This window comes from Pseudomonas sp. RG1, from assembly GCF_025910115.1.
GTDB lineage: Bacteria > Pseudomonadota > Gammaproteobacteria > Pseudomonadales > Pseudomonadaceae > Aquipseudomonas > Aquipseudomonas atacamensis.
The window spans coordinates 512,170-533,210 of the sequence record NZ_JAPCIK010000002.1 but is presented as its reverse complement, the minus strand read 5'-3'; the positions used below and the strand labels follow the sequence as shown (position 1 = coordinate 533,210).

Below are 21,041 nucleotides of genomic sequence, written 5' to 3'. Positions count from 1 at the left end.
ACGTTAATCGTCGGCAGCGTCAGATGTGTATAAGAGACAGGGCCAACGGGGATAAATCCCCTCGCCACAGATGCATTCAATTCAGTTGCCAGGCCTTAGACCATCCCGCCCAGCTTCAACTCACTCTTCAGATACGCGTAATAAATCGGCCCCGCCACCACCCCCGGCAAACCGAACGCGGCTTCGAACACCAGCATCGCCAGGAGCAACTCCCACGACTTGGCACTGATCTGCCCGCCGACAATGCGCGCGTTGAGGAAGTATTCGAGCTTGTGGATAACGATCAGATAGCCCAGCGCGGCGATTGCCACCCAGATCGACAGCGACAGGCCGACGATGGTGATCAGCGTGTTCGACATCAGGTTGCCGATCACCGGCAGCAGGCCGAGCAGGAAGGTCAGCACGATCAGGGTTTTGGTCAGCGGCAGCTTGATGCCGAACATCGGCAGGATCACCGCGAGGAAGATCCCGGTGAACACGGTGTTGAGCAGGGAAATCTTGATCTGCGCGAAGACAATATTGCGAAACGCCTGCACCAGCAGATGCAAACGGTCGAACAAAGCGGCGGCCAACGGCTTGCGCTTGGTCACGTCGGGGATGCGCTGCAGGGCGATGATCGCGCCGAGCACCATGCCGATCAGCAGGGTGACGAACATGTGCGCAGCGTCCTTGCCGACCAGTTGCAGGTCGGCCAGATGCTTGCTCGCCCACTCGCCGATCGCCACGCGAAATTCCGCCGCGCTGGCCGGCAGATAAGCGTCGATGAACGGCGGCAACTGCCCGCGCGCGCGATCGACCACACCCATGAACTTATCCAGCGAGGCGCCGGGGTTTTCCGCTTCATGCAGGAGGAAACTGATGGCGCCGGCGAAGATCAGCGCCAGCGCACTCACCACCAGCGTGCCGAGCAGCGCCACCGCCAGCCAGCGCGCACGCCGCCCTTCGATCAGCCGTTGCAGTTGCGGGGTGAGCATGTTGACCAGCTCGAACACCAGCAACCCGGCCAGCAGGCTCGGCAACAGGCGCAGCGGCAGCACCAACAGCAAACCGCCAAAAATGATGATGCAACTGACCCAGAACACAACATGACGCTGAGAAAACGTTGGCATACAGCCTCAAAACGAACGGCGTGAAAGGATGGGCAGTCTGCCAGCGATCCGGGGTTAGCACTAGGGATATGCGGGGTTTCGGATTTTCGTGCAGGGCTTGCGAATTTCCCCCTCACCCTAGCCCTCTCCCAGAGGGAGAGGGAACCGATTGGGGGTTGCTCGAAAAATTTTCCGACCTGAACGTGCAGTGCCGAATCCGCAATCGACCCGGTATTTCAGACCCCAGTTCCTGTCGGCATCGATGCGGTCGGTCCCCTCTCCCTCCGGGGAGAGGGTTAGGGTGAGGGAAAACCTCAAGCCGACCGAGTCAATCGGACACCCATGGCGCCCCCTTATTTTTTCTTCAGACACTCACTCATGAACGCCTTGCGCGCATCGCCGGCCAGCGCCTTGGTTTTCGCATCGGCATTGCAGGTGGTCATCTTCTGCTGCTGCGGGGTCAGCTCCTTGCCATCGTTGGCCGCTGGTGCCGCTTTCAGGCAGGTGCTCATGAACGCCTTGCGCTCGTCGCCCTTCAAGCTCTTGGCGGTCGCATCGGCATTGCAGGTGGTCATCTTGTTCTGTTGCGCCGTGGCGGCGAAACCCTGGGAACACACAAGCAGCCCGATCATCAACAACGGCACACGCAACATCTTCATGGAGTTTTCTCCTTGTTGCCGCACCGATGGATGCGGCCTCTGTCGCAGTGTAGTCAAAGCTTGTTACACCTTCCTGCCCTCGAGGTGGCTGCGCCGATACTGCTCCGGCGTGCAACCGGCCTGGCGGGCGAACATGGCGATGAACGCCGAGCCGCTGCTGTAGCCTAGGTCGAAAGCGATTTCCTGCACCGAACGCGAGGTTTCCAGCGCCTCGATCGCCGCCAGATAACGCAAGCGCTGACGCCACTCGCCAAAGCTCATGCCCAGCTCGCGGACAAACTGCCGGGCCAGGGTGCGCTCGCTGACATGCACTTGCGCGGCCCAATGCGCCAACGGTTGGTTGTCGCCCGGCGCGGCCTGCAAGGCGTCGAGAATCGTCAGCAAGCCCGGGCTGCTCGCATACGGCAGGTAACATTCCTGCACCGGTGCCTGTTGCAGTTGATCGACCAATACCTGGGCCAGACGCTGATCGGCCTCATGCTCCGGAATCTTCACATCGCGGGCAGCGAAGTCCTTGAGAATCGCCTTGAGAATGTCACTGATCGCCAAGGTGCAGGCCCGCGCCGGCAACCGTGTGCAAACACTTGGATCAAGACACACCGCGCGATAGTTGACCGGCTGAGGGCTGTAGAAACTGTGCTCGACCTCGGGCGGCACCCACACCGCGTACTGCGGCGGCGACATGAAGCGGCTGCCGTCGACATCCATGTGCAACACGCCATGGGCCGCGTATTCCAGCGTGCCCCAAGGATGGCGATGCGGCGCGGCATATTCGTGGGCATTGAAATCGGCGTAGCGGAAATACACCGCTGACGGCAATTCGCTGAAATCGAGCAGATCGATGTGTTTGCTGTTCATGCTGTCCGGATGCAGAGGCAGGTTGTCCGGTTCGCAGTATAGGCCTGCATCCAGACAAGCGATAATCGCGTTTCATCAACGTTCTGGTTTTTGTCCCATGCAATACGCGTTTCCCCTGCTGGCGATTTTCATCTGGGCCGGCAACACCGTGATCAACAAACTGGCGGTCGGGGCGATCTTCCCCGCCGAGATCGGTTTCTATCGCTGGCTGCTGGCCGGCGTGCTGTTCACGCCATTCATGCTGAAGAAAGTCATCGCCCACTGGCCGCAGATTCGGCCGAACCTGAGGCGGATTTTCGTCCTCGGCGTGCTCGGCATGGCGGTGTATCAGAGCCTCGCCTATTTCGCCGCAACACTGACCACCGCGACCAACATGGGCATCATCCTGTCGTTGATGCCATTGATGTCGCTGGCCATGGCGATCATCAGCCTCGGCCAGCGCCTGACCGCTGGTGCCTTGGTCGGCGCGGTGCTGTCGTTCGCTGGCGTGCTGGTGGTGGTGTCATCCGGCAGCCTCGATGCGCTGCTGCAACACGGGGTCAATCTGGGCGATGCGATGATGCTGATCGCAACGCTGGCCTATGCGGTTTACAGCACGCTGCTGAAAAAATGGCAACTGCGCCTGCCGCCGCTGGTGCTGCTGTACTTGCAGGTGCTGGTGGCGATTGTGGTGTTGTTTCCGCTGTTCGCGATGTCGCCGAAGACCGGGCTGAACCTGCAGAACGTGCCGCTGGTGCTGTATGCATGCCTGCTGGCCTCGATGGTCGCGCCGCTGGCGTGGATGCAGGCGGTGCAGCGACTGGGGCCGAGCCGGACGACGCTGTTTTTCAATCTGCTGCCATTGATTACCGCGCTGATTGCAGCAGTGGTGTTGAAGGAACAGTTGGCGATGTATCACCTGGTGGGCGGGTTGCTGACCTTGGGCGGGGTGGTTTTGTCGGAGCGCTGGACCATGGTGTTGGGCCGGCGGATCGGCGTTGCCTGATAAGGCCCCTTCGCGAGCAGGCTCGCTCCCACGTTGAAATGCAGACACCTGTGGGAGCGAGCCTGCTCGCGAAGAACGATGACGCGGTCTGTTTGGCTATAACCCTGCAGCCTCCAGCCGCGCCGCATGTTCGACAAACAGCCTCACCGGATCTGCGCCCTTGCCCACCAGTCCCAGCGACTGATTGACGATGTCGAAATGATCCAGCGGATAGTCATCACCGATCACCGTGCCCAGATGCGAGCTGTAACGGCCGACCATGCCGTCGCACTGCCCCGGCTCGCGGACGAAAGTCCTGGCGAACAAGCGACAACTGCGGTTGGTGCCGTCAAGAAGATTGCCGCCACGATCGGTCTTGCCCGGTTGCAGCGTGCCTGACCAGGAGTAATAGCGCACACCGTTGACCTCTTCCGGCCCCTGCCCGCCCCACGATTCCGGCAGCCCTTGTGGATAACGCTGATTGAATATTGCAACGCCCGCCGTCGTCAGCGATTGGTGAGAAGCGTGGATATCCACCGGCAGTTTCGGCCCGTGATAACCCGTGTCGAGCAGTGCCATCATCCAGCCGATCAGGCGCAGCAACGCTTCGAGCAAGCGCCCCTTGGCGCTGTTGGCGGGATAGTGCTTTTCCAGATAATCGGCCAACTCCGAACCATGATTAGGCCCGGCCACCGATGTTACCGAGGCGACCAGATCCGGGCGCTTCGCCGCCGCATACCGTGCGGTCAACGCGCCTTGGCTGTGACCGAACAGATTGACCTTCGGCGCCCCGCTCTCGCGGAGAATTTCCTCGATCCGCGCCAGCAATTGCTCGCCGCGCACTTCCGTGGAGTTGAGTGGCGAGACCTGCACCGCGACCACCGTCGCACCACCACGGCGCAAGGCCTTGATGATGCCGAACCAATACGGGTAAAGCAGCAGCCGGATAAAGCCGAGCATGCCCGGCACCAGCACCAGTGGATAACGTGTCGACATGGGGTACATCCTTGTGCGCGGTGGGTGGAGGCCAGACGTGCAAGACGCTCGCCAAGCATCCACCTCGACGATGACAACTCAACGATAAGCCTATTCCAGCTCTGACCCTGCCGACATCGCAGTCCTCAGCAGTTCCTGAACCGAGTCCGGCGTAAATCGCATAAAACTTTTCGCTTCGCTCAAGACTCACACCCTGAGTAGCGACCGCGTCTTCAGAACGTGGCGCCTATCGGATTAGCCTCCAGGAGAATGAAATGAGTGACGTGCATTTGTCTGATGTTCAAACCCTGCGCGAACGCGCGCGGCAACACGTGGAAAACGGCGCGGTCACCGAGGGCTACAACGCCAACCGTGAGGAAATACTGCGTTTGCTCAATGAGTCGCTGGCCACCGAGCTGGTGTGCACCTTGCGCTACAAGCGCCACTACTTCATGGCGAACGGCCTGAAAGCCAACGTCGCCGCCGACGAATTTCTTGAGCACGCCAACCAGGAAGCCGAGCACGCCGATCGCCTCGCCGAGCGCATCGTGCAACTGGGCGGCGAGCCGGAGTTCAACCCTGACCTGCTGAGCAAGATGTCCCACGCGCAATACGTGGCCGGCAATACGCTCAAGGAAATGGTTTACGAAGATCTGGTGGCCGAGCGCATCGCCATCGACAGCTACCGCGAAATCATTCAGTACATCGGTGACAAGGACCCGACCACCCGCCGCATCTTCGAAGACATCCTCGCCCAGGAAGAAGAACACGCCGACGACATGGCGGATATCCTTAACGATCTGTAATCCCGTCACACCGCTTTCGCGAGCAGGCTCGCTCCCACACTGGAACGTATTTCAATTGAAGGAATGCGTTCGAATGTGGGAGCGAGCCTGCTCGCGAAGGCGCCCTCAGAGACGCCGCATTACTTGCTGGGTTTAACGGTCACCGGCGCCTTGCCCTGCTTCATCTGCTCGAGCAACGGCGCGCACTGATTCGGCTCGCCACCGCTTGGCGCCACCAGCGCCAGCAACCCCGCCGCCGGTGCGGCTATCACGCCCAGCGCAACCATCCCCGCCCCGCGCAGCATCAACGGTACGGCTTTGACGCCGGCATCCGGTTTGATGAACTTGCCGCGCACATACAGCGGCGAGCGCAGGGAGATCAGACGCCAGCCTTTCGACTCAGGGGTCACGGTCAGATCGAGTTGCTCGGTGGCCATGTTCGCCGTGCCATCGATGTAGATGATTGCGTTCTCGGTATCGAAGACAAACAGCCGTGTCGTGGCCAGGCCGGTCTTGATGTCGAAGTCCGCCGCCGCGCAATTGATCTTCACTTCCTTGTCGCCAAAGATCTTGCCGACCACGTAGTTGCCGACGTTGAGCCCGGCCAGTTCCATCAGCTCGCGGCTGATCGCACCGTCGTTGACCAGCATCTTCAGATTGCCGTTGGCGCCACCGAGCAGCTTGGCCACGGAGTTGCCCCGGCCACTGATGTCGGCGTCGCCATTGAGCTCACCGAAACTGGTTTTCATCGGTTCGAAGGTCGGGAACAGCTCTTTGAGTTTGAATTTGCGTGCGGTCAAACGCGCCCGGCCTTCCAGCGGCTCGGTGCGGCCATTCAGGCGAATCAGCGCATCCAGCGTGCCGCCGGCGACGCCAAAGCGCAGCGGCTCCAGACTGAGTTCGCCGTCGTTGAGTTTCAGATGGGTATAGAGGTCGTTGAACGGCAGCTTCTCGCTATGGACGATGCGTTTCCCGGTGAACTCGACATCGGCATCCATGGCGCGCCAGCGATCAGTCTTGAACTCTTCGACCGGCAGGACTTTATCGGCCGGCTGCTTGCTCGCGCCGCCACGAGCCTTTTGCTCGGTGTTGGAATCAGCCCCGATCAACGGTGCAAGGTCGGCGAACAGCAGTTGATTGGAGAGCAACCCACCCGTGAGTTTCGGCCGTGGCTGACTGGCCACGTAGGTCAGGTCGCCGTGGATGTCGCTGTCGCCGATCTTGCCGTTGAATTTTTCATAAGTGAATTTCGCCCCGGCCTCGTCATGCAGCTTGGCGATCAGGTGGCCGTCGGTGGAATACGGTGGGGTGTCCGGCAGGGTCACGCCGGTCAGCGGGTAAAGATTGCCGAGGCTGTCGCCAGCGAGCTTCAAGCGCAGGTCGAGGGCGCCGAGATTCAGCGGGTCAGTCAGGGTGCCGGCCAGTTCGATACGGGTGTCGCCGATCTTCGCCTGGGCCTGCAACGGGAACGGCTTGCTCGCGTCCTGCAAGGCCAGCAACCCGCCGATCTTGCCCTGGCCGGTGAGGTTCTGCGCGTGGTATTGGCCTTTGACCTTGAGTGCAAAGGCATAGTCCTGCGGTGCGCCGCCCTTGTCCTGAGCGGTTTTCGCCGCTTTGTCGCCAACAATCTCGCTGAAGGGGATCGGCTTGCCGAGCGGGTCGATCAGCACATCGAGGTTGGTCTTCAGGGTCTGGTCGTCGAGGGTCACGTGGCCCTTGTCGAAACCGATCGCGCCGATATCGACCACCCAGCTCGACGGCTCGGCGTTCGGGTCCTTGGGATCGAATTTGAACGTCCAGTTGGCGCGGCCATCGGCCAGACGTTGCAGTTCGGCATTCGGCTCGGTCAGGTCGATGCGCGGGATCACCACGCGCTGGGCCAGAAGGGCCAGTGGCGAAATGCGCAGTTCAACGCGTTTGAGCGTGACCATCTGCGGCTGCTTCGACCAGTCAGGATTACCCAGGCTCAGATCCTCGGCGACCACGTGCGGCCACGGCACCCAAGAGCGCCAGCCGCCTTCTTCCGGCTCGCGCTGCCAGATCACCGCGAGGTTGCCGTTGATGGCAAACGCCCGGTGCAGTTCTTCCGAAACTTTGGCGTTGATCGTGGGTTTGATCCGGTTCCAGTCGAAAAACACGATGATCAGAATCAAGGCTGCCAGCAGCAGCGCGAGGATGGCGAAGGTCCAGCTGAAGATTTTTCCAGTGCGCGTCATGCACAAAGCTCCTGATCACGACCGCACGCCGAACATCCCGACGCACAGCTGAAACGGCAGACCGAAGCGGCCCCTATGCAGTCTGTGACTGGCGAAAGGCCCGCAGGTTTAATTGAAAGGCAGTTTAAGCCATAAAAAGCCCGGCAAAACTGACCGATCGGTCGAGCAGTGTTACCGCCACCCGCACTTTTGCGAGGCACGAGTGAGTCGAAAATACCCACGACGGTGCAAAACCGTCGCCCGCAAAGGCCCGATCTAGAGCCTTCGCGCCGAACAATCAATTCTGTTGATTATTACCATTGCGTTTATGAACTTTTATATCGACTTATCGAGAGTAGCATTGCCCTCGTACCCACTTTATCGCCCTCCCAAGGAGCCACTATCATGAAACGCCAATTACTGCTCAGCCTTACCCTGTCGATGCTAGCCAGCACTGCTTTCGCCCTGCCCGCTGCCGATCAGGCCACTCCGCAAGTCAAAGACAGCCACTCGGTGTTCAGCCAGACTCTCGCTGAAGACGGCTACGACAAAACCCCACAAGGCCAGACTCTGGCTGAAGACGGCTATGACAAAACCCCACAAGGTCAGACTCTGGCTGAAAACGGTCGCAACCGCCTCCAAGAAAAAGGTCTGGTTGAAGATGGCTATGACAAGACGCCACAAGGCCAGGCTGTAGCCGAAAACGGCCGCAATCGTCTTGAAGAAAAAGGCCTGGTGGAAGACGGCTACGACAAGACTCCCCAAGGTCAAGCCCTCGCCGAAGGTGGTGGTGACCGTGTGATCGAACGCAACAGCGCCGTGAGTTGAGCCTATGACGGCCCAGCGAAAAAGCCCAATCAGCGGATTGGGCTTTTGACTTTTCAGCTTCTGTAAAACCCTCGCTGCACGACTCCCCGTTCGACGCCGACAAAGCCGATTTGCTAGAGTGCGGCGCTTGTCCTGCCGAAGAACACACCCTGCGATGCTGCCCCGCGCCGAACAGAAACAACAGACCCGCAACGCCCTGATGGACGCTGCCCGCCACCTGATGGAAAGCGGCCGAGGATTCGGCAGCCTGAGCCTGCGCGAAGTGAGCAAGACCGCCGGCATCGTGCCCACCGGTTTCTACCGGCACTTTGCCGATATGGACGAGTTGGGTCTGGTACTGGTCAGTGAAGTCGGCCAGACCTTCCGCGAGACCATCCGCCTGGTGCGCCACAACGAATTCGTCATGGGCGGCATCATCGACGCTTCGGTGCGCATCTTCCTTGATGTGGTCAACGCCAACCGCTCGCAATTCCTGTTTCTCGCTCGCGAACAATATGGCGGCTCGCTGCCGGTGCGCCAGGCCATCGGACGCCTGCGGGAGAACATCAGCGCCGACCTCGCGGCGGACCTGGCGCTGATGCCCAAGCTGCAACATCTGGATCTGGCCGGCCTCAGCGTGATGGCTGACCTGATCGTCAAATCGGTGTTCGCCACCCTCCCCGACATCATCGACCCGCCCGCCGAAGCCTTGCCGGAGCACCTGACCCCGCAGGCGAAGATCACCCAGCAACTGCGCTTCATCTTCATCGGCCTCAAGCACTGGCAAGGGCTGGGCAGTACCGAGTAATCCCTTGTCTATCTGACACAGCGCACAGCCCCTGTGGGAGCGAGCCTGCTCGCGAAAGCGCTGGGTCAGCTGAATACATCTGTCTGACACGGCGCATTCGCGAGCAGGCTCGCTCCCACATTGAACATCCGTCATGGCCTCGCTTTGGTGCATGACAAATCCTTCATGCACCAAAACCTTCCAGAATCGCCGCGCCTGTTGAAACATCAGGCACGCGCCGACAGCTATTTCCTACAGATCGCCCGATTGGCGCGGCGCTTGCTCTAGCCCAATCAACGTTCATTGCTGGAAGCTTTCCGATGCTGGTGATTCATCGCAGAATCGACCCTCAACCCGTCTGGGCCGCCGAGCTGCACCTGACCTTCGAAGCGCGCAGCAAAAGCCGTTTGCGCTGTTTCAGTGCCGAAGGCGAAGACGTCGGGTTGTTTTTGGAGCGCGGCCAGCCACCGCTGTATGACGGCGAATGTCTGCAGGCCGAAGACGGCCGTGTCGTGCGCGTCTGCGCCCGTCCCGAACAACTGCTCCACGTCACGTGCGCCAATGCGTTCGAACTGACGCGCGCGGCCTATCACCTCGGCAACCGCCATGTCGCCCTGCAAGTCGGCGACGGCTGGCTGCGTCTGCTCGACGATTACGTGCTCAAAGCGATGCTCGAACAGCTCGGCGCCCGGGTCGAGGCCATCGAAGCGCCGTTCCAGCCGGAACATGGCGCCTACGGCGGCGGCCACCATCACTCCCGCCACGGCGATGAAGACTTCAACTACGCGCCGAAACTCCATCAATTCGGCGTGCGCCTGTGAATCCGGCCTGGGCGCTGCTGCGTCTGGCCAGTCCGCAATTGCCGATTGGCGGCTACAGCTATTCCCAGGGTCTGGAAATGGCGGTGGATAACGGCCGGGTCCACAACCCTGACGCCGCCCGGCGCTGGATCAGCGATCAACTGCTGCTCAATCTCGCCCGCTTCGAAGCGCCGCTGCTGTTGGCGCATTGCCAAGCCGCAGCAGATGAAAACTGGGCCGAGCTACGGCAGCTCTGCGAGAGCCACCGCGCCAGTCGCGAAACCCGCGAGCTGCATCTGGAGAGCCGGCAGATGGGTTACTCCTTGCAGCAGTTGTTGAACGGTTTGCCTGAACTCGACGCGCCTGCCCGCGACTTTCTTGACCAGACCACAGAACCGCACCTGGCCTTGTGCTGGGCACTGGCAGCACGCGCCTGGGGCATCAGCCCGCAGGATGCTCTTGCCGCGTGGCTGTGGAGCTGGCTGGAAAACCAGCTCGCCGTGCTGATGAAAACCCTGCCGCTGGGCCAGCAAGCCGCCCAGCGCCTGACCAGCGAACTGCTGCCGCTGCTGCAACAGGCGCAGCACGACGCGACCCGCATGAATCCCGAACATATCGGCAGCGCCGCCTTTGGCCTGTCCCTGGCGTGCATGGCCCACGAGCGCCAGTACAGCCGTCTCTTCCGCTCTTAGGGCTGTTTATTTTGGAGAATGAAATGGATACACAACCTCTGCGCGTCGGCATCGGCGGCCCGGTCGGTTCCGGCAAGACCGCGTTGACTCTGGCCCTGTGCCTGGCCCTGCGCGAGCGCTACAACCTCGCCGTGGTCACCAATGACATCTACACCCGCGAAGACGCCGATTTCCTCGTGCGCAACGAAGCCCTCGCGCCGGAGCGGATCATCGGCGTGGAAACCGGCGGCTGCCCGCACACGGCGATCCGCGAAGACGCCTCGATCAACCTCGAAGCGGTCGATCAACTGAACCGGCGCTTTCCCGGGCTGGATCTGATTCTGGTGGAGTCCGGCGGCGATAACCTCTCGGCGACCTTCAGCCCGGAGCTGTCGGATCTGACCATCTACGTGATCGACGTCTCCGCCGGCGACAAGCTGCCGCGCAAGGGCGGCCCGGGGATCTGCAAATCCGACCTGCTGGTGATCAACAAGATCGACCTCGCGCCACTGGTGGGCGCCTCGCTGGAAATGATGGACAGCGACACCAAACGCATGCGCAACGGCAAGCCGTTCGTGTTCAGCAACCAGAAAACCGGTCAGGGCCTCGAAGAAATCATCGCCTTCATCGAACGTCAGGGCCTGCTGACCGCCGCCTGATCCATTTATCCACAAGGAAGCTTATCCATGACACTCAAACGCATTCTTGGCGCTCTGGCGTTGCTGCTGACACCGGCGCTGGCCTTCGCTCACCCGGGCCATGGCGACAGTGGCCTCATCGCAGGCATCAGCCACCCGATCGGCGGGCTCGACCACTTGCTGGCAATGCTCGCCGTCGGTTTGTGGGCGGCGCAGCAACAAGGCGCGGCGCGCTGGGCGCTGCCGTGCACCTTTGTCGGCACCATGTTGCTCGGAGGTTTGCTCGGTTTTGAAGGGCTTGAGTTGCCGGCGCTGGAGAGCGGGATAGCCGCCTCGGTATTGGCGCTGGGCCTGGCCGTGGCACTGGCCGTGCGTCCGCCACTGGTGATGGCGGTGGCCGCGACGGCGCTGTTTGCGCTGTTCCATGGCGTGGCGCATGGGCTGGAGCTGCCGGACATGAGTAGTCCGTGGGCGTATGCGGCCGGGTTTGTCGCGGCGACAGCGGTTTTGCATGCGCTCGGTTATGGCGTGGTGCGGGTTCTTCCGCAGGCAGCGGCGCCGCTGGTGCGGTTGGCGGGTGCGGCTTCGGCGGCGACCGGCGTGTGGTTGTTGGCAGGCTGATTTTTTAGCGCCTGCACTGGCCTTTTCGCGAGCAGGCTCGCTCCCACAGGTTTTGTGTACGCTGCAAATCCACTGTGGGAGCGAGCCTGCTCGCGAAGACGGCCTGACAGACACCGCCTCTCTCAAGCGGTGCTCTCTGCTACCATGTCGCGCAATCGCCCCAGCCCGTGACGCCCGCCCATGCCCCACGCTTCCCGCTCCACCGCCCTGCCCGAATTGACCGCCCTGTTTGGCCAAGTGCAGCAGCACTTCCTCGACGTGATCGTGCCGCTGTGGCAAGGCCCGGGCTGGAATGCCGACATGGCGTTGCCCTATGAGGCGCTGGACGCCGCGCATCAACCGCTGCCAGCGCAACGCTATCGGGCGATGGCCTGCGCACGGCAGCTGTATCTGTTCTCCAGCCTGATCGGGGTTGTGGATAACGCCGAAGTCCGCGCCGCCGCGCTGTTCCGTTCCCTGCAACGGCATTTCCATGATGCCGAGCACGGCGGCTGGTTCTACAGCATCGACGCACAGGGCAAGCCGCTTGACCAGCGCAAGGATCTCTACACCCACGCCTTCATCCTGTTTGCCTGCGCGCATTACTGGGACAAGTCCCGGGATTCGCTGGCCGAGTCGACACTCAACGCCGCGCTGGAGATCATCGGCCGCCGATTCGCCACCGGCGACGGTTTGTACGAAGCCTGCCTTGAGCGTGATTGGCTCACCCTGCAAACCGGCCCACTGCAAAATCCACTGATGCACTTGGCCGAAGCCTTCCTCGCCACTCTGGCGGTGCGCGAAGACCCGCAGACGCAGAAGGCCCTGCTTGAGTTATGCACAGCCATGCACAAGCAATTCGTCGATCCGCAATATGGCGTATTGATGGAGAAGCCACTGGGGGCTGTGGATAACTGGTACGAACCGGGGCACCAGTTCGAATGGTATTTCCTGCTCGAATCGTCGGCGCTGTTGCGCGATTCGAAACTGCACCGGGCGCTGGATCGGGCATTTGCCTTTACCGAGCAGTACGGCGTGCTGGAGTCCTGCGGCGCGGTGCGGGCGATGCTCGATCTGGAAAGTAATGGTCGGCCCAGGGATTCCACCCAACGGATCTGGGCTCAGGCTGAATACCTGCGCGCGCTGACCTTGCGGGCGGACAGCGAAGCGGTAGTGCTGCGCCAGTTGCAGGCGTTGCAGCAGCGGTTTCTGCATGCCGGCGGCTGGCATGAGTGTCGCGATGAGAATGGAGCGGTCAGCCGCAAGGACATGCCTTCGACCACGCCTTATCATTTGGCGACTTGCTATCACGGTTTGGCTGAATATCTGCGTTGACCTGTGCAAAGCAGGATTTTGGGGCTAGAGGGTTACTGTGTTCTCAGCAGACATCCGGGTCAGATCAGGCAATCCACTTCTTGTCCCCGGTGAAGCTGATCGTCAGCCACCTCGCCGCATCCGGTTCACCCAACTGCGCCGATATCTGCTCACGTAGCGCATCCAGCTGCGCGACATTGCGCAGCGGATACTCCGCCGGCAACACCACATGAATTTCGATGAACCGCGCCCGACCGTGCTTTTGCACGTAGGACACGTAATCCTCGAAACCATGCTCGACCTTCGCCACCTCCATGACCTGCCTGACCTGCTCATCCAGAGTGTCCGGGGCAATTCCCAGCACATCACGCAATGCCGGGCCGAGGATCTTCAACGCCGGGGGCAGCATGGTCAGCGCCAGCACGATCAGGATCAGCGGGTCGACATACACCGCCCACTCGCCATAGCCCTGGGACTTGAGAAGCAGCGCGGCGAGGAAACTGATCAACAACCCCACAGACAGCATCGCGTCCACCAGCCAACTGATGTTGTCGAACTGGATGAGGCTGGATTTGAGCGTGCGATTACGCTGACGCACGTAGAAGAAGTAGGCGAACTCGACGACGGTGAAAACCGCCGCGTAGACGATCACCAGACCCAGCTCGATATCGCGGCCACCATTGATGATGCCGAACACGCCGTTGAGAAAGGCGTAGATGGCGATCAACAGCAGGAAGCTGCCTTCGATCAGCAGCACCATCGGCTCCAGATGCCAGAAGCCGAACTGGAAACGCTGATTGCTCTGCTTGGCGATCAGCCGGGCGGTGATCAGCATCAGGATTTTGATGAACGTCGCGATCAGCGAAAAAAAGCCATCGAACAGGATGGATTGCGAACCTGAAACAAAACCGGTGACGATCCCGGCAATCGACACCGCCAGCATCAGCAGCGTCGATTGTTTGAGCAGTGCCTGCTCACCTCGGTTACTCACTTGAACGCCTCATGAAACCTTGAGCGCCGCGGGGTGCGGCCTGATGGTTGAGTGAGGAGTTTAGCTTATCGTCCTGTTTTGCCTGTGCCGGCCTTTTCGCGAGCAGGCTCGCTCCCACAGTTTGAAATGCATTCTCCTGTGGGAGCGAGCCTGCTCGCGAATGGCCTCAACGCGGTATCAAGCCTTGTTACGCTCGATGGCAAACCCGGCCCAGGTCTGGCTCACCGGCATCAGCTCCAGGCTGTTGATGTTGATATGCGCCGGGGTGTTCATGACCCAGAAGATCGTCTCGGCGATGTCCTGCGGCTGGATCGGCTCGGCGCCAGCGTAAGTGGCGTTGTAGCGTTCCTGGTCACCGGCAAAACGTACCAGCGAGAACTCGCTTTCGCACAGGCCGGGCTCGATATTGCTGACCCGCACGCCTGTGCCCTGCAAGTCGCAACGCAGGTTCAGCGAGAACTGTTTGACGAAGGCTTTGGTCGCGCCGTACACGTGGCTGCCCGGGTACGGATAGTTGCCGGCGATGGAACCGAGGTTGACGATACCGGCGCCACGGCCGTGGGCGATCAGCCGAGGCAGCAGCAGGCGAGTGGCGTACATCAGGCCTTTGACGTTGGTGTCGACCATGGTGTCCCAGTCATCCAGATCGCACTTCGGCGCCGGGTCGACACCGAGCGCCAGGCCGGCGTTGTTGATCAGGCCACGGAGTTTGGCGAACGACGGCGGCAGGTTGGCGATTGCCTCCTCCATCGCCTTGCGATCGCGCACATCGAGGACCAGACCATGCACTTCGGTCTGCTTCGACAGTTCGGCGCACAGGGCATTGAGGCGTTCTTCACGACGGCCGGTCAGAACCAGCTTCCAGCCAGCCTCGGCAAAACGACGGGCACAGGCTTCACCAAAACCGGACGTCGCGCCGGTGATAAACAGGGTGTCGGACATCGTGTTCTCCTTGCTTCGGCCGCCACGGCAGCCCTTGGAATAGAAAATCAGCAGGCAGCATGCCCGCCCTCGCGGATACGGGCAACACTTGCCAGCTGTACAAAAATCAACCAGACCCGCCAAGGCCACAGCCAGCGTGGCCTGTAGCCATGTGCACGCATGTTATCCACAGTCTGCTCCACAGTTTCCGGGGGCAAGTGCAAACGCGCAAAGCCACGCCACACAAGGCTTTGCGGGCGAAATGGAAAGTTTTTTGCTTGACCGTGAGGCGGGGGATGTGCGGCACAGGGCATTTTGCACGACGGACGGTGCAACCGGGTGATTGCGCGAGGCCAGCAATTACGGCGCTCCGCGAGGTCTTTCCAGAGTTTAGTCACAGACTTATCCACAGGCCTTTACACACAACAGTACCCGACCTGGATGCGCTATAAAAAGGTTGACAATGGCGCCTCACGCCTGCCTGAAACTGACTGATCAAAAAACAATCACAAGCCTGGAGACCACGTGTTACAAGGCCTGCAACCATATACACCCACGTTATTCACAGCCAGTTCCACAGTAACCGGGGACAAGTCAAAACTGTGGAAAAACAGCCATTTGCAGCGTCTATATGTCGCGCTTTGGCAGCTTGGGGAATTTGTTTTCCACAATTTCGGGAATTACCCAATTTACCTGTGGTGGATTCAAAAAATAAAAAAGCCCCGGGACTCTCGTCGCCGGGGCTGTGTACAACCGCGAGAAGAATCAGTGCCCGCCCAGATAGGCGTTACGCACCTCCTCGTTCACCAACAGTTCTTTACCGGTGCCGGTCAGGCGAATCTCGCCGTTGACCATTACATAAGCCCGATCCGACAGCTTCAACGCATGGTTGGCGTTCTGCTCGACGAGGAAAATCGTCATCCCGGTTTTCGCCAGCTCGCGCAGCGTGGCGAAGATCTGCTTCACCACGATCGGTGCCAGACCCAGGCTCGGTTCATCGAGCAGCAACAGCTTCGGCCGGCTCATCAGCGCTCGGGCGATGGCGAGCATCTGCTGTTCACCGCCAGACATGGTCATCGCGCGCTGATTGCGCCGCTCTTCAAGCCGGGGGAACAGCTCGAACATGCGCTGCATGTCCTCTTTGGCGTACTTGTCGCCAATCGGGATGGTGCCCATCAGCAGGTTTTCCTCGACGGTCATGTCGGGGAAAACCCGCCGCCCTTCCGGCGACTGCGCGATGCCGTTGGAGGCGATGTAGTGCGAGGACTTCTGCGTGATGTCGACGCCCTGATAGAGAATCTGCCCGCCCGCCGCCCGTGGCTGGCCAAAGATCGACATCAGCAAGGTCGACTTGCCGGCACCGTTGGAGCCGATCAGGCTGACGGTTTCGCCTTCGTTGATCTGCAGGGAAACGCCTTTGAGCGCCTGAATCGGGCCGTAGAACACGTCCAGATTACGCAGTTCGAGGATCGGTTGGCTCATACCAGCTCCTCTTCGTCGGCGCCCAGATAGGCCGCGATCACTTTCGGATCGTTGCGGATCGCTTCCGGCCCGCCTTCGGCGATGACGATGCCGTGGTCGAGAACCACGATGTGATCGGAAATGCTCATGACCATGCCCATGTCGTGTTCGATCAGCACCACGGTCAGATCGTGCTCGTCACGCAGCAGCCGGATCATCGCGCTGAGCGCTTCGGTTTCCTGAGGGTTGAGGCCGGCGGCCGGTTCGTCGAGGCAGATGATCTGCGGGCGGGTGCACATGGCCCGAGCAATCTCCAGACGGCGTTGTTGGCCGTACGAGAGTTCACCGGCGAGACGGTTGGCGCAGTCGACCAGATCGACCACTTCGAGCCAGTAGAACGCGACATCCAACGCATCGCTCTCGGCCTTGCGATAGCCCTTGGTGTTGAGGATGCCGGCGAGCATGTTGCGGTTGACCCACATGTGCTGCGCCACCAGCAGGTTTTCCAGCACCGACATTTCCTTGAACAGGCGAATGTTCTGGAACGTACGGGCGAGACCGGCACGGTTCACCAGGTGAGTACCGCCGAACATTTTGTAGTACATGCGGCTGAGGAAGGATTTCGGCGAAACGAAATCGGTCGGTTTGAACGACTCGCCCAGCAACTGGATGACGTTGGTCTGCTGGCCGCGCACATTGAGTTCGATCTTGCCGCCCGTGGCCTTGTAGAACCCGGTCAGGCAGTTGAACACCGTGGTCTTGCCGGCGCCGTTGGGGCCGATCAGGGCGAAGATCGAATTGCGTTTGACCTTCAGGCTGACATCGCTCAACGCCTTGATGCCACCGAAATGCATCATCAGTTTTTCAACAGAGAGTACGACTTCACTCATGGCGCAGTCCTCTCGTAGTGAATGGCACCTTTGCGTGGTTTGACCCCGGTGCGGCTGATGCGGATCAGCCCGCGTGGTCGCCAGATCATCATCAACACCATCAGGATGCCGAACAGCAGCACGCGGTATTCAGCGAAGCCGCGCAGCAGTTCCGGAGCGACGGTGAGCACGAATGCGGCGATGACTACGCCAATGGTCGAGCCCATGCCGCCGAGCACGACGATGGCGAGGATCAGCGCCGATTCAAAGAAGGTGAACGAGGTCGGGTTGACGAAGCCTTGATAAGTGGCGAAGAACACCCCGGCCAGACCCGCCGTCGACGCACCGATGGTGAACGCCGAGAGCTTGACCAGCACGTGGTTGAGGCCCATCGAGCGGCAGGCGATTTCATCTTCACGCAGGGCTTCCCAGGCGCGACCGACCGGCATCTTCACCAGCCGATGCTTGACGTACAACACCGCCAGCACCACCAGGAACAGCACTGCGTAGATGAAGTAATACTTCACGTCGGGGTTGTAGGTCAGACCGAAGAACTCATGGAACGGTACTCCGCCATCCTTCGCCCGCTTGCCGAACTCCAGGCCGAAGAACGTCGGCAGTGGCGCCGGCATGCCGTTCGGGCCGCCGGTCAGGGACAGCCAGTTGTTCAGCACCAGACGAATGATTTCACCGAAACCCAGGGTCACGATCGCCAGATAGTCACCGTGCAGACGCAACACCGGGAAACCGAGAATGCAACCGGCCAGGCCTGCGGTGATCGCCGCCAGCGGCAGCACGGTCCAGAAGCCCAGACCCAGATATTGATAACCCAATGCCAGACCGTAGGCACCGATGGCGTAGAACGCCACGTAACCAAGGTCGAGCAGCCCGGCCAGACCGACCACGATGTTCAGCCCCAGCCCCAGCAGCACGTAGATCAAACCGAGGATGACCACCCCCAGCAGATAGGAGTTGGAGACAAACGGCACGATGATCGCCAGTACGATAATCAGCGGGATGATCCAGCGCAGCCGTGATTTGTAGTCCGCCGGCAGCACGTGCACACCGGAGCCGGTGCTCTCGAACCCGTCGAGGATCTTCAGGCCCTTGGGGGTTTGCAGGAACAGGCTCAGGGCAAAGCGACCGGCCATGACGATGGCAATGATCCACGCCACGCGAGTCGCTTCGAGGTTGAAGCTGTAGCCGTCGAGGACCACGCCGACAATCGGCCCGAACACGATCAGCGCAATCAGGCCGGCAAGAATCGCCTCGACCAGACTTTTTTTGATATCGATGGATTTTTCAGTGGTTGCAGACATCGCTTACACCTTCGACACAAGAGGACGGCCCAACAGGCCCTGCGGCCGGAAGACCAGTACGAGGACGAGCAGCGAGAAACTGAACACGTCTTTGTAGTCGGAATTGACCAGACCGGAGAACAGCGACTCGGAGATGCCGAGGATGATCCCGCCGAGCATCGCGCCGGGCAGTGAACCGATGCCGCCCAGCACCGCTGCGGTGAACGCCTTGATGCCGATGATGAAGCCGGCATAGAAGTCGAACGTGCCGTAGTTCATGGTGATCAGCACACCGGCCAGTGCCGCCATGGCTGCACCGATGATGAACACATAGGAAATCACCCGGTCGGTGTTGATCCCCAGGATCGAGGCCATCTTGCGGTCTTGCTGGGTCGCACGGCACATGCGGCCGAGCTTGGTGTATTTGATGACGTAGGTCAGCAGCCCCATGCCGACGAACGCGGCAATCAGGATGAAGACTTTGGTGTAGGTCAGTTGTACGAATCCGGTGCCGACTTCAACACGCCAGGCACCGGTCAGCAGCGTAGGCACGCCCTGTTGTTTGGCGCCCTGAGCGATCTGTGCGTAGTTCTGCAGAATCAGCGAAATACCGATAGCGCTGATCAGCGGCGCCAGGCGGGTCGAGTTACGCAGGGGTTTGTAGGCAACACGCTCGATGACCCAGCCATACACCGCCGTGACGACGATGGTGAAGATCAGCGTGCCGAGCATCAGCAGCGGGAAGGATTCGATACCGAAGTAAGCCAGCAGAGCCAGACTGATTGCCGCCAGGTAAGCGGAAATCATGTAAACCTCACCGTGGGCGAAGTTGATCATGCCGATGATGCCGTAGACCATTGTGTAGCCGATGGCGATCAGGCCATAGACCGACCCGAGGGTCAGGCCATTGACCAGTTGCTGCAGGAAAATACCATCCATAACGCAATCTCACGCAGTGAGAACCTGCGCGCCCATGGCGCGCGGTTCTTCTAGGAAAAATACAGATGTACGTCGGAGCAATGTCGGAGCGTGATCAGCCCGATCGCCACTGAATCCTGTGGGAGCTGGCTTGCCAGCGATAGCGGTGGATCAGCCAACTTGTGTGTCGATTGACCTGACGCCATCGCGGGCAAGCCCGCTCCCACAGGGTTTCAAGTGAGCCGAGTGATCGCTTCAGCCCTTACTTCTGCTTTTCCAGCTGGTGGTATTTGCCGTCCTTGTCCCACTGGTAAACCACGTAGTCGGAGACTTTCAGGTCGCCTTTGGCGTCCCAGGTCTTCTCGCCCATCACGGTTTTCACCGGGTTGGCCTTCAGCCACTTGGCAGCGGCTTCGCCATCGTTTTTCTTCGCGCCATTGAACGCTGCCGCCAGAGTCTGAACCGAGGCGTAGGCGTACAGGGTGTAGCCTTCAGGCTCGGTGCCGGCCTTGCGGAACGCGTCCACTACGGTCTTGCTTTCCGGCAACAGGCGCGGGTCGGCGCCGAAGGTCATCAGCACGCCGTCGGTGAATTGTGGGCCGCCAGCGGTGGTCACCAGCTCGTCGGTCACGATGCCGTCGTCGGACATGAACTTGACGTCTTTCAGGCCTTGTTCACGCAGCTGGCGAACCAGCGGACCGGCTTCCGGGTGAAGGCCGCCGAAGTAGACGACATCGGCGCCGGCGCCACGGATCTTGGTGACGATGGTGCTGAAGTCTTTCTCGCCACGGGTCAGGCCTTCGTACAGCACAGGCTTGACGCCGCGTTTTTCCAACTGAGCCTTGGTGGCGTCCGCCAGGCCTTGGCCGTAGGTGTCCTTGTCGTGCAGCACGACGACTTTCTTGCCCTTGAGCATGTCGACGATGTAGTCGCCGGCAACGATGCCTTGCTGGTCGTCACGTCCGCACATACGGAACATGGCGCTGAGGCCACGCTCGGTAACTTGCGGGTTGGTCGAGCCCGGGGTGATCGCGATGATCCCGGCTTCGTCGTAGATTTCCGACGCTGGAATGGTCGAGGAGGAGCAGAAGTGACCGACCACACCGGCGACTTTCTGGTTGGTGAGGTCCTTGGCGACCGTCACCGCCTGCTTCGGTTCGCAGGCGTCATCACCTTTGACCAGGACGATTTTTTCCCCATTGACGCCGCCCGCCGCGTTGACTGCATCGGCCGCCGCCTGTGCACCCTTCATGTACTGCTCGCCGAATGCCGCGTTGGCACCGGTCATCGGACCCGCTACACCGATCTTGATATCAGCTTGAGCAAACGCAGAAACACCCAGCGCAGTAGCGACTGCGAGGGCCAGAAAGCCTTTCTTGTAAAACGTCTGGGACATGAGGTGGTGCTCCAAGGTTTTTTTTAGTTGGCACTGCGACTTCACT

At 60.5% G+C, this 21,041-nt stretch carries 21 protein-coding genes; 9 read left to right on the top strand and 12 right to left on the bottom strand.

Translation table 11 applies throughout. The features are described from left to right. Positions 1-95: 95 nt before the first annotated feature. The 3 genes from OK411_RS03965 to OK411_RS03955 form a co-directional block, all read right to left on the bottom strand. The gene (locus OK411_RS03965) at positions 96-1,109 is read right to left on the bottom strand and encodes an AI-2E family transporter (protein ID WP_016771899.1); all 1,014 of its coding nucleotides are present in this window, start codon (positions 1,107-1,109) and stop codon (positions 96-98) included. Positions 1,110-1,441: 332 nt separating this feature from the next. Next, positions 1,442-1,747: a PsiF family protein gene (locus tag OK411_RS03960; protein ID WP_122881171.1), complete on the bottom strand. Its 306-nt coding sequence runs from the start codon at positions 1,745-1,747 to the stop codon at positions 1,442-1,444. A 63-nt stretch (positions 1,748-1,810) separates the two neighbouring features. Then, entirely contained in the window at positions 1,811-2,605 is a 795-nt protein-coding gene (locus OK411_RS03955) for an AraC family transcriptional regulator (protein ID WP_024011395.1), read from the bottom strand. Positions 2,606-2,702: 97 nt separating this feature from the next. Between OK411_RS03955 and OK411_RS03950 the strand changes: the two genes are divergently transcribed. After that, the gene (locus tag OK411_RS03950) at positions 2,703-3,590 is read left to right on the top strand and encodes a DMT family transporter (RefSeq protein ID WP_264364451.1); all 888 of its coding nucleotides are present in this window, start codon (positions 2,703-2,705) and stop codon (positions 3,588-3,590) included. A 96-nt stretch (positions 3,591-3,686) separates the two neighbouring features. Here the strand turns inward: OK411_RS03950 and OK411_RS03945 are convergent, their stop codons facing one another. Next, the gene (locus tag OK411_RS03945; RefSeq protein WP_264364450.1) at positions 3,687-4,565 is read right to left on the bottom strand and encodes an esterase/lipase family protein; all 879 of its coding nucleotides are present in this window, start codon (positions 4,563-4,565) and stop codon (positions 3,687-3,689) included. A gap of 254 nt (positions 4,566-4,819) precedes the next feature. Here OK411_RS03945 and OK411_RS03940 point away from each other — a divergent pair, with 254 nt between their 5' ends. Beyond that, positions 4,820-5,350 (top strand): ferritin-like domain-containing protein, encoded by a 531-nt coding sequence (locus OK411_RS03940; protein ID WP_016771904.1) that lies wholly within the window; start codon positions 4,820-4,822, stop codon positions 5,348-5,350. A 119-nt stretch (positions 5,351-5,469) separates the two neighbouring features. Here OK411_RS03940 and OK411_RS03935 read toward each other — a convergent pair whose 3' ends face one another. Beyond that, a complete protein-coding gene (locus OK411_RS03935; RefSeq protein ID WP_264364449.1) occupies positions 5,470-7,545 on the bottom strand; it encodes an AsmA family protein in 2,076 nt (691 codons plus the stop codon). 384 nt (positions 7,546-7,929) lie between these two features. Between OK411_RS03935 and OK411_RS03930 the strand changes: the two genes are divergently transcribed. From OK411_RS03930 to OK411_RS03900, 7 genes are all read left to right on the top strand, one after another. Continuing rightward, entirely contained in the window at positions 7,930-8,352 is a 423-nt protein-coding gene (locus tag OK411_RS03930) for a hypothetical protein (RefSeq protein ID WP_016771905.1), read from the top strand. A gap of 154 nt (positions 8,353-8,506) precedes the next feature. Then, positions 8,507-9,139, top strand: coding sequence for a TetR family transcriptional regulator (locus tag OK411_RS03925; RefSeq protein ID WP_016771906.1), 633 nt, complete (start codon positions 8,507-8,509; stop codon positions 9,137-9,139). A gap of 299 nt (positions 9,140-9,438) precedes the next feature. Then, the gene (gene ureE, locus OK411_RS03920) at positions 9,439-9,939 is read left to right on the top strand and encodes an urease accessory protein UreE (protein WP_016771908.1); all 501 of its coding nucleotides are present in this window, start codon (positions 9,439-9,441) and stop codon (positions 9,937-9,939) included. Beyond that, positions 9,936-10,610, top strand: coding sequence for an urease accessory protein UreF (locus OK411_RS03915; RefSeq protein WP_264364448.1), 675 nt, complete (start codon positions 9,936-9,938; stop codon positions 10,608-10,610). The genes ureE and OK411_RS03915 overlap by 4 nt, the downstream gene beginning before the upstream one ends. 23 nt (positions 10,611-10,633) lie before the next feature. After that, positions 10,634-11,248, top strand: coding sequence for an urease accessory protein UreG (gene ureG / locus OK411_RS03910; protein WP_016771910.1), 615 nt, complete (start codon positions 10,634-10,636; stop codon positions 11,246-11,248). A 27-nt stretch (positions 11,249-11,275) separates the two neighbouring features. Then, positions 11,276-11,848 carry a HupE/UreJ family protein gene (locus tag OK411_RS03905; protein WP_122610376.1) on the top strand — a complete coding sequence of 191 codons (573 nt, stop codon included), beginning with the start codon at positions 11,276-11,278 and terminating at the stop codon, positions 11,846-11,848. A gap of 180 nt (positions 11,849-12,028) precedes the next feature. Next, positions 12,029-13,162 carry an AGE family epimerase/isomerase gene (locus tag OK411_RS03900; RefSeq protein ID WP_264364447.1) on the top strand — a complete coding sequence of 378 codons (1,134 nt, stop codon included), beginning with the start codon at positions 12,029-12,031 and terminating at the stop codon, positions 13,160-13,162. 64 nt (positions 13,163-13,226) lie between these two features. On the opposite strand, the gene OK411_RS03895 is transcribed toward OK411_RS03900, so the two are convergent. From OK411_RS03895 to OK411_RS03865, 7 genes are all read right to left on the bottom strand, one after another. Then, positions 13,227-14,132, bottom strand: coding sequence for a cation diffusion facilitator family transporter (locus OK411_RS03895; RefSeq protein ID WP_136492325.1), 906 nt, complete (start codon positions 14,130-14,132; stop codon positions 13,227-13,229). Positions 14,133-14,309: 177 nt separating this feature from the next. Next, positions 14,310-15,074 carry an SDR family oxidoreductase gene (locus OK411_RS03890; protein WP_122748055.1) on the bottom strand — a complete coding sequence of 255 codons (765 nt, stop codon included), beginning with the start codon at positions 15,072-15,074 and terminating at the stop codon, positions 14,310-14,312. 744 nt (positions 15,075-15,818) lie between these two features. Continuing rightward, positions 15,819-16,535, bottom strand: a complete 717-nt coding sequence (locus OK411_RS03885; protein WP_016771915.1) for an ABC transporter ATP-binding protein — start codon at positions 16,533-16,535, stop codon at positions 15,819-15,821. Then, entirely contained in the window at positions 16,532-17,404 is an 873-nt protein-coding gene (locus OK411_RS03880; protein ID WP_016771916.1) for an ABC transporter ATP-binding protein, read from the bottom strand. The genes OK411_RS03885 and OK411_RS03880 overlap by 4 nt, the downstream gene beginning before the upstream one ends. Next, complete coding sequence (gene livM, locus OK411_RS03875) at positions 17,401-18,702, bottom strand: high-affinity branched-chain amino acid ABC transporter permease LivM (RefSeq protein WP_024011385.1); 1,302 nt, start codon at positions 18,700-18,702, stop codon at positions 17,401-17,403. The genes OK411_RS03880 and livM overlap by 4 nt, the downstream gene beginning before the upstream one ends. A 3-nt stretch (positions 18,703-18,705) precedes the next feature. Then, the gene (locus OK411_RS03870) at positions 18,706-19,620 is read right to left on the bottom strand and encodes an ABC transporter permease subunit (protein WP_016771918.1); all 915 of its coding nucleotides are present in this window, start codon (positions 19,618-19,620) and stop codon (positions 18,706-18,708) included. 241 nt (positions 19,621-19,861) lie between these two features. After that, on the bottom strand, positions 19,862-20,995 hold the full coding sequence (locus OK411_RS03865; RefSeq protein ID WP_041480713.1) for an ABC transporter substrate-binding protein: 1,134 nt from the start codon (positions 20,993-20,995) through the stop codon (positions 19,862-19,864). Positions 20,996-21,041: the final 46 nt, after the last annotated feature.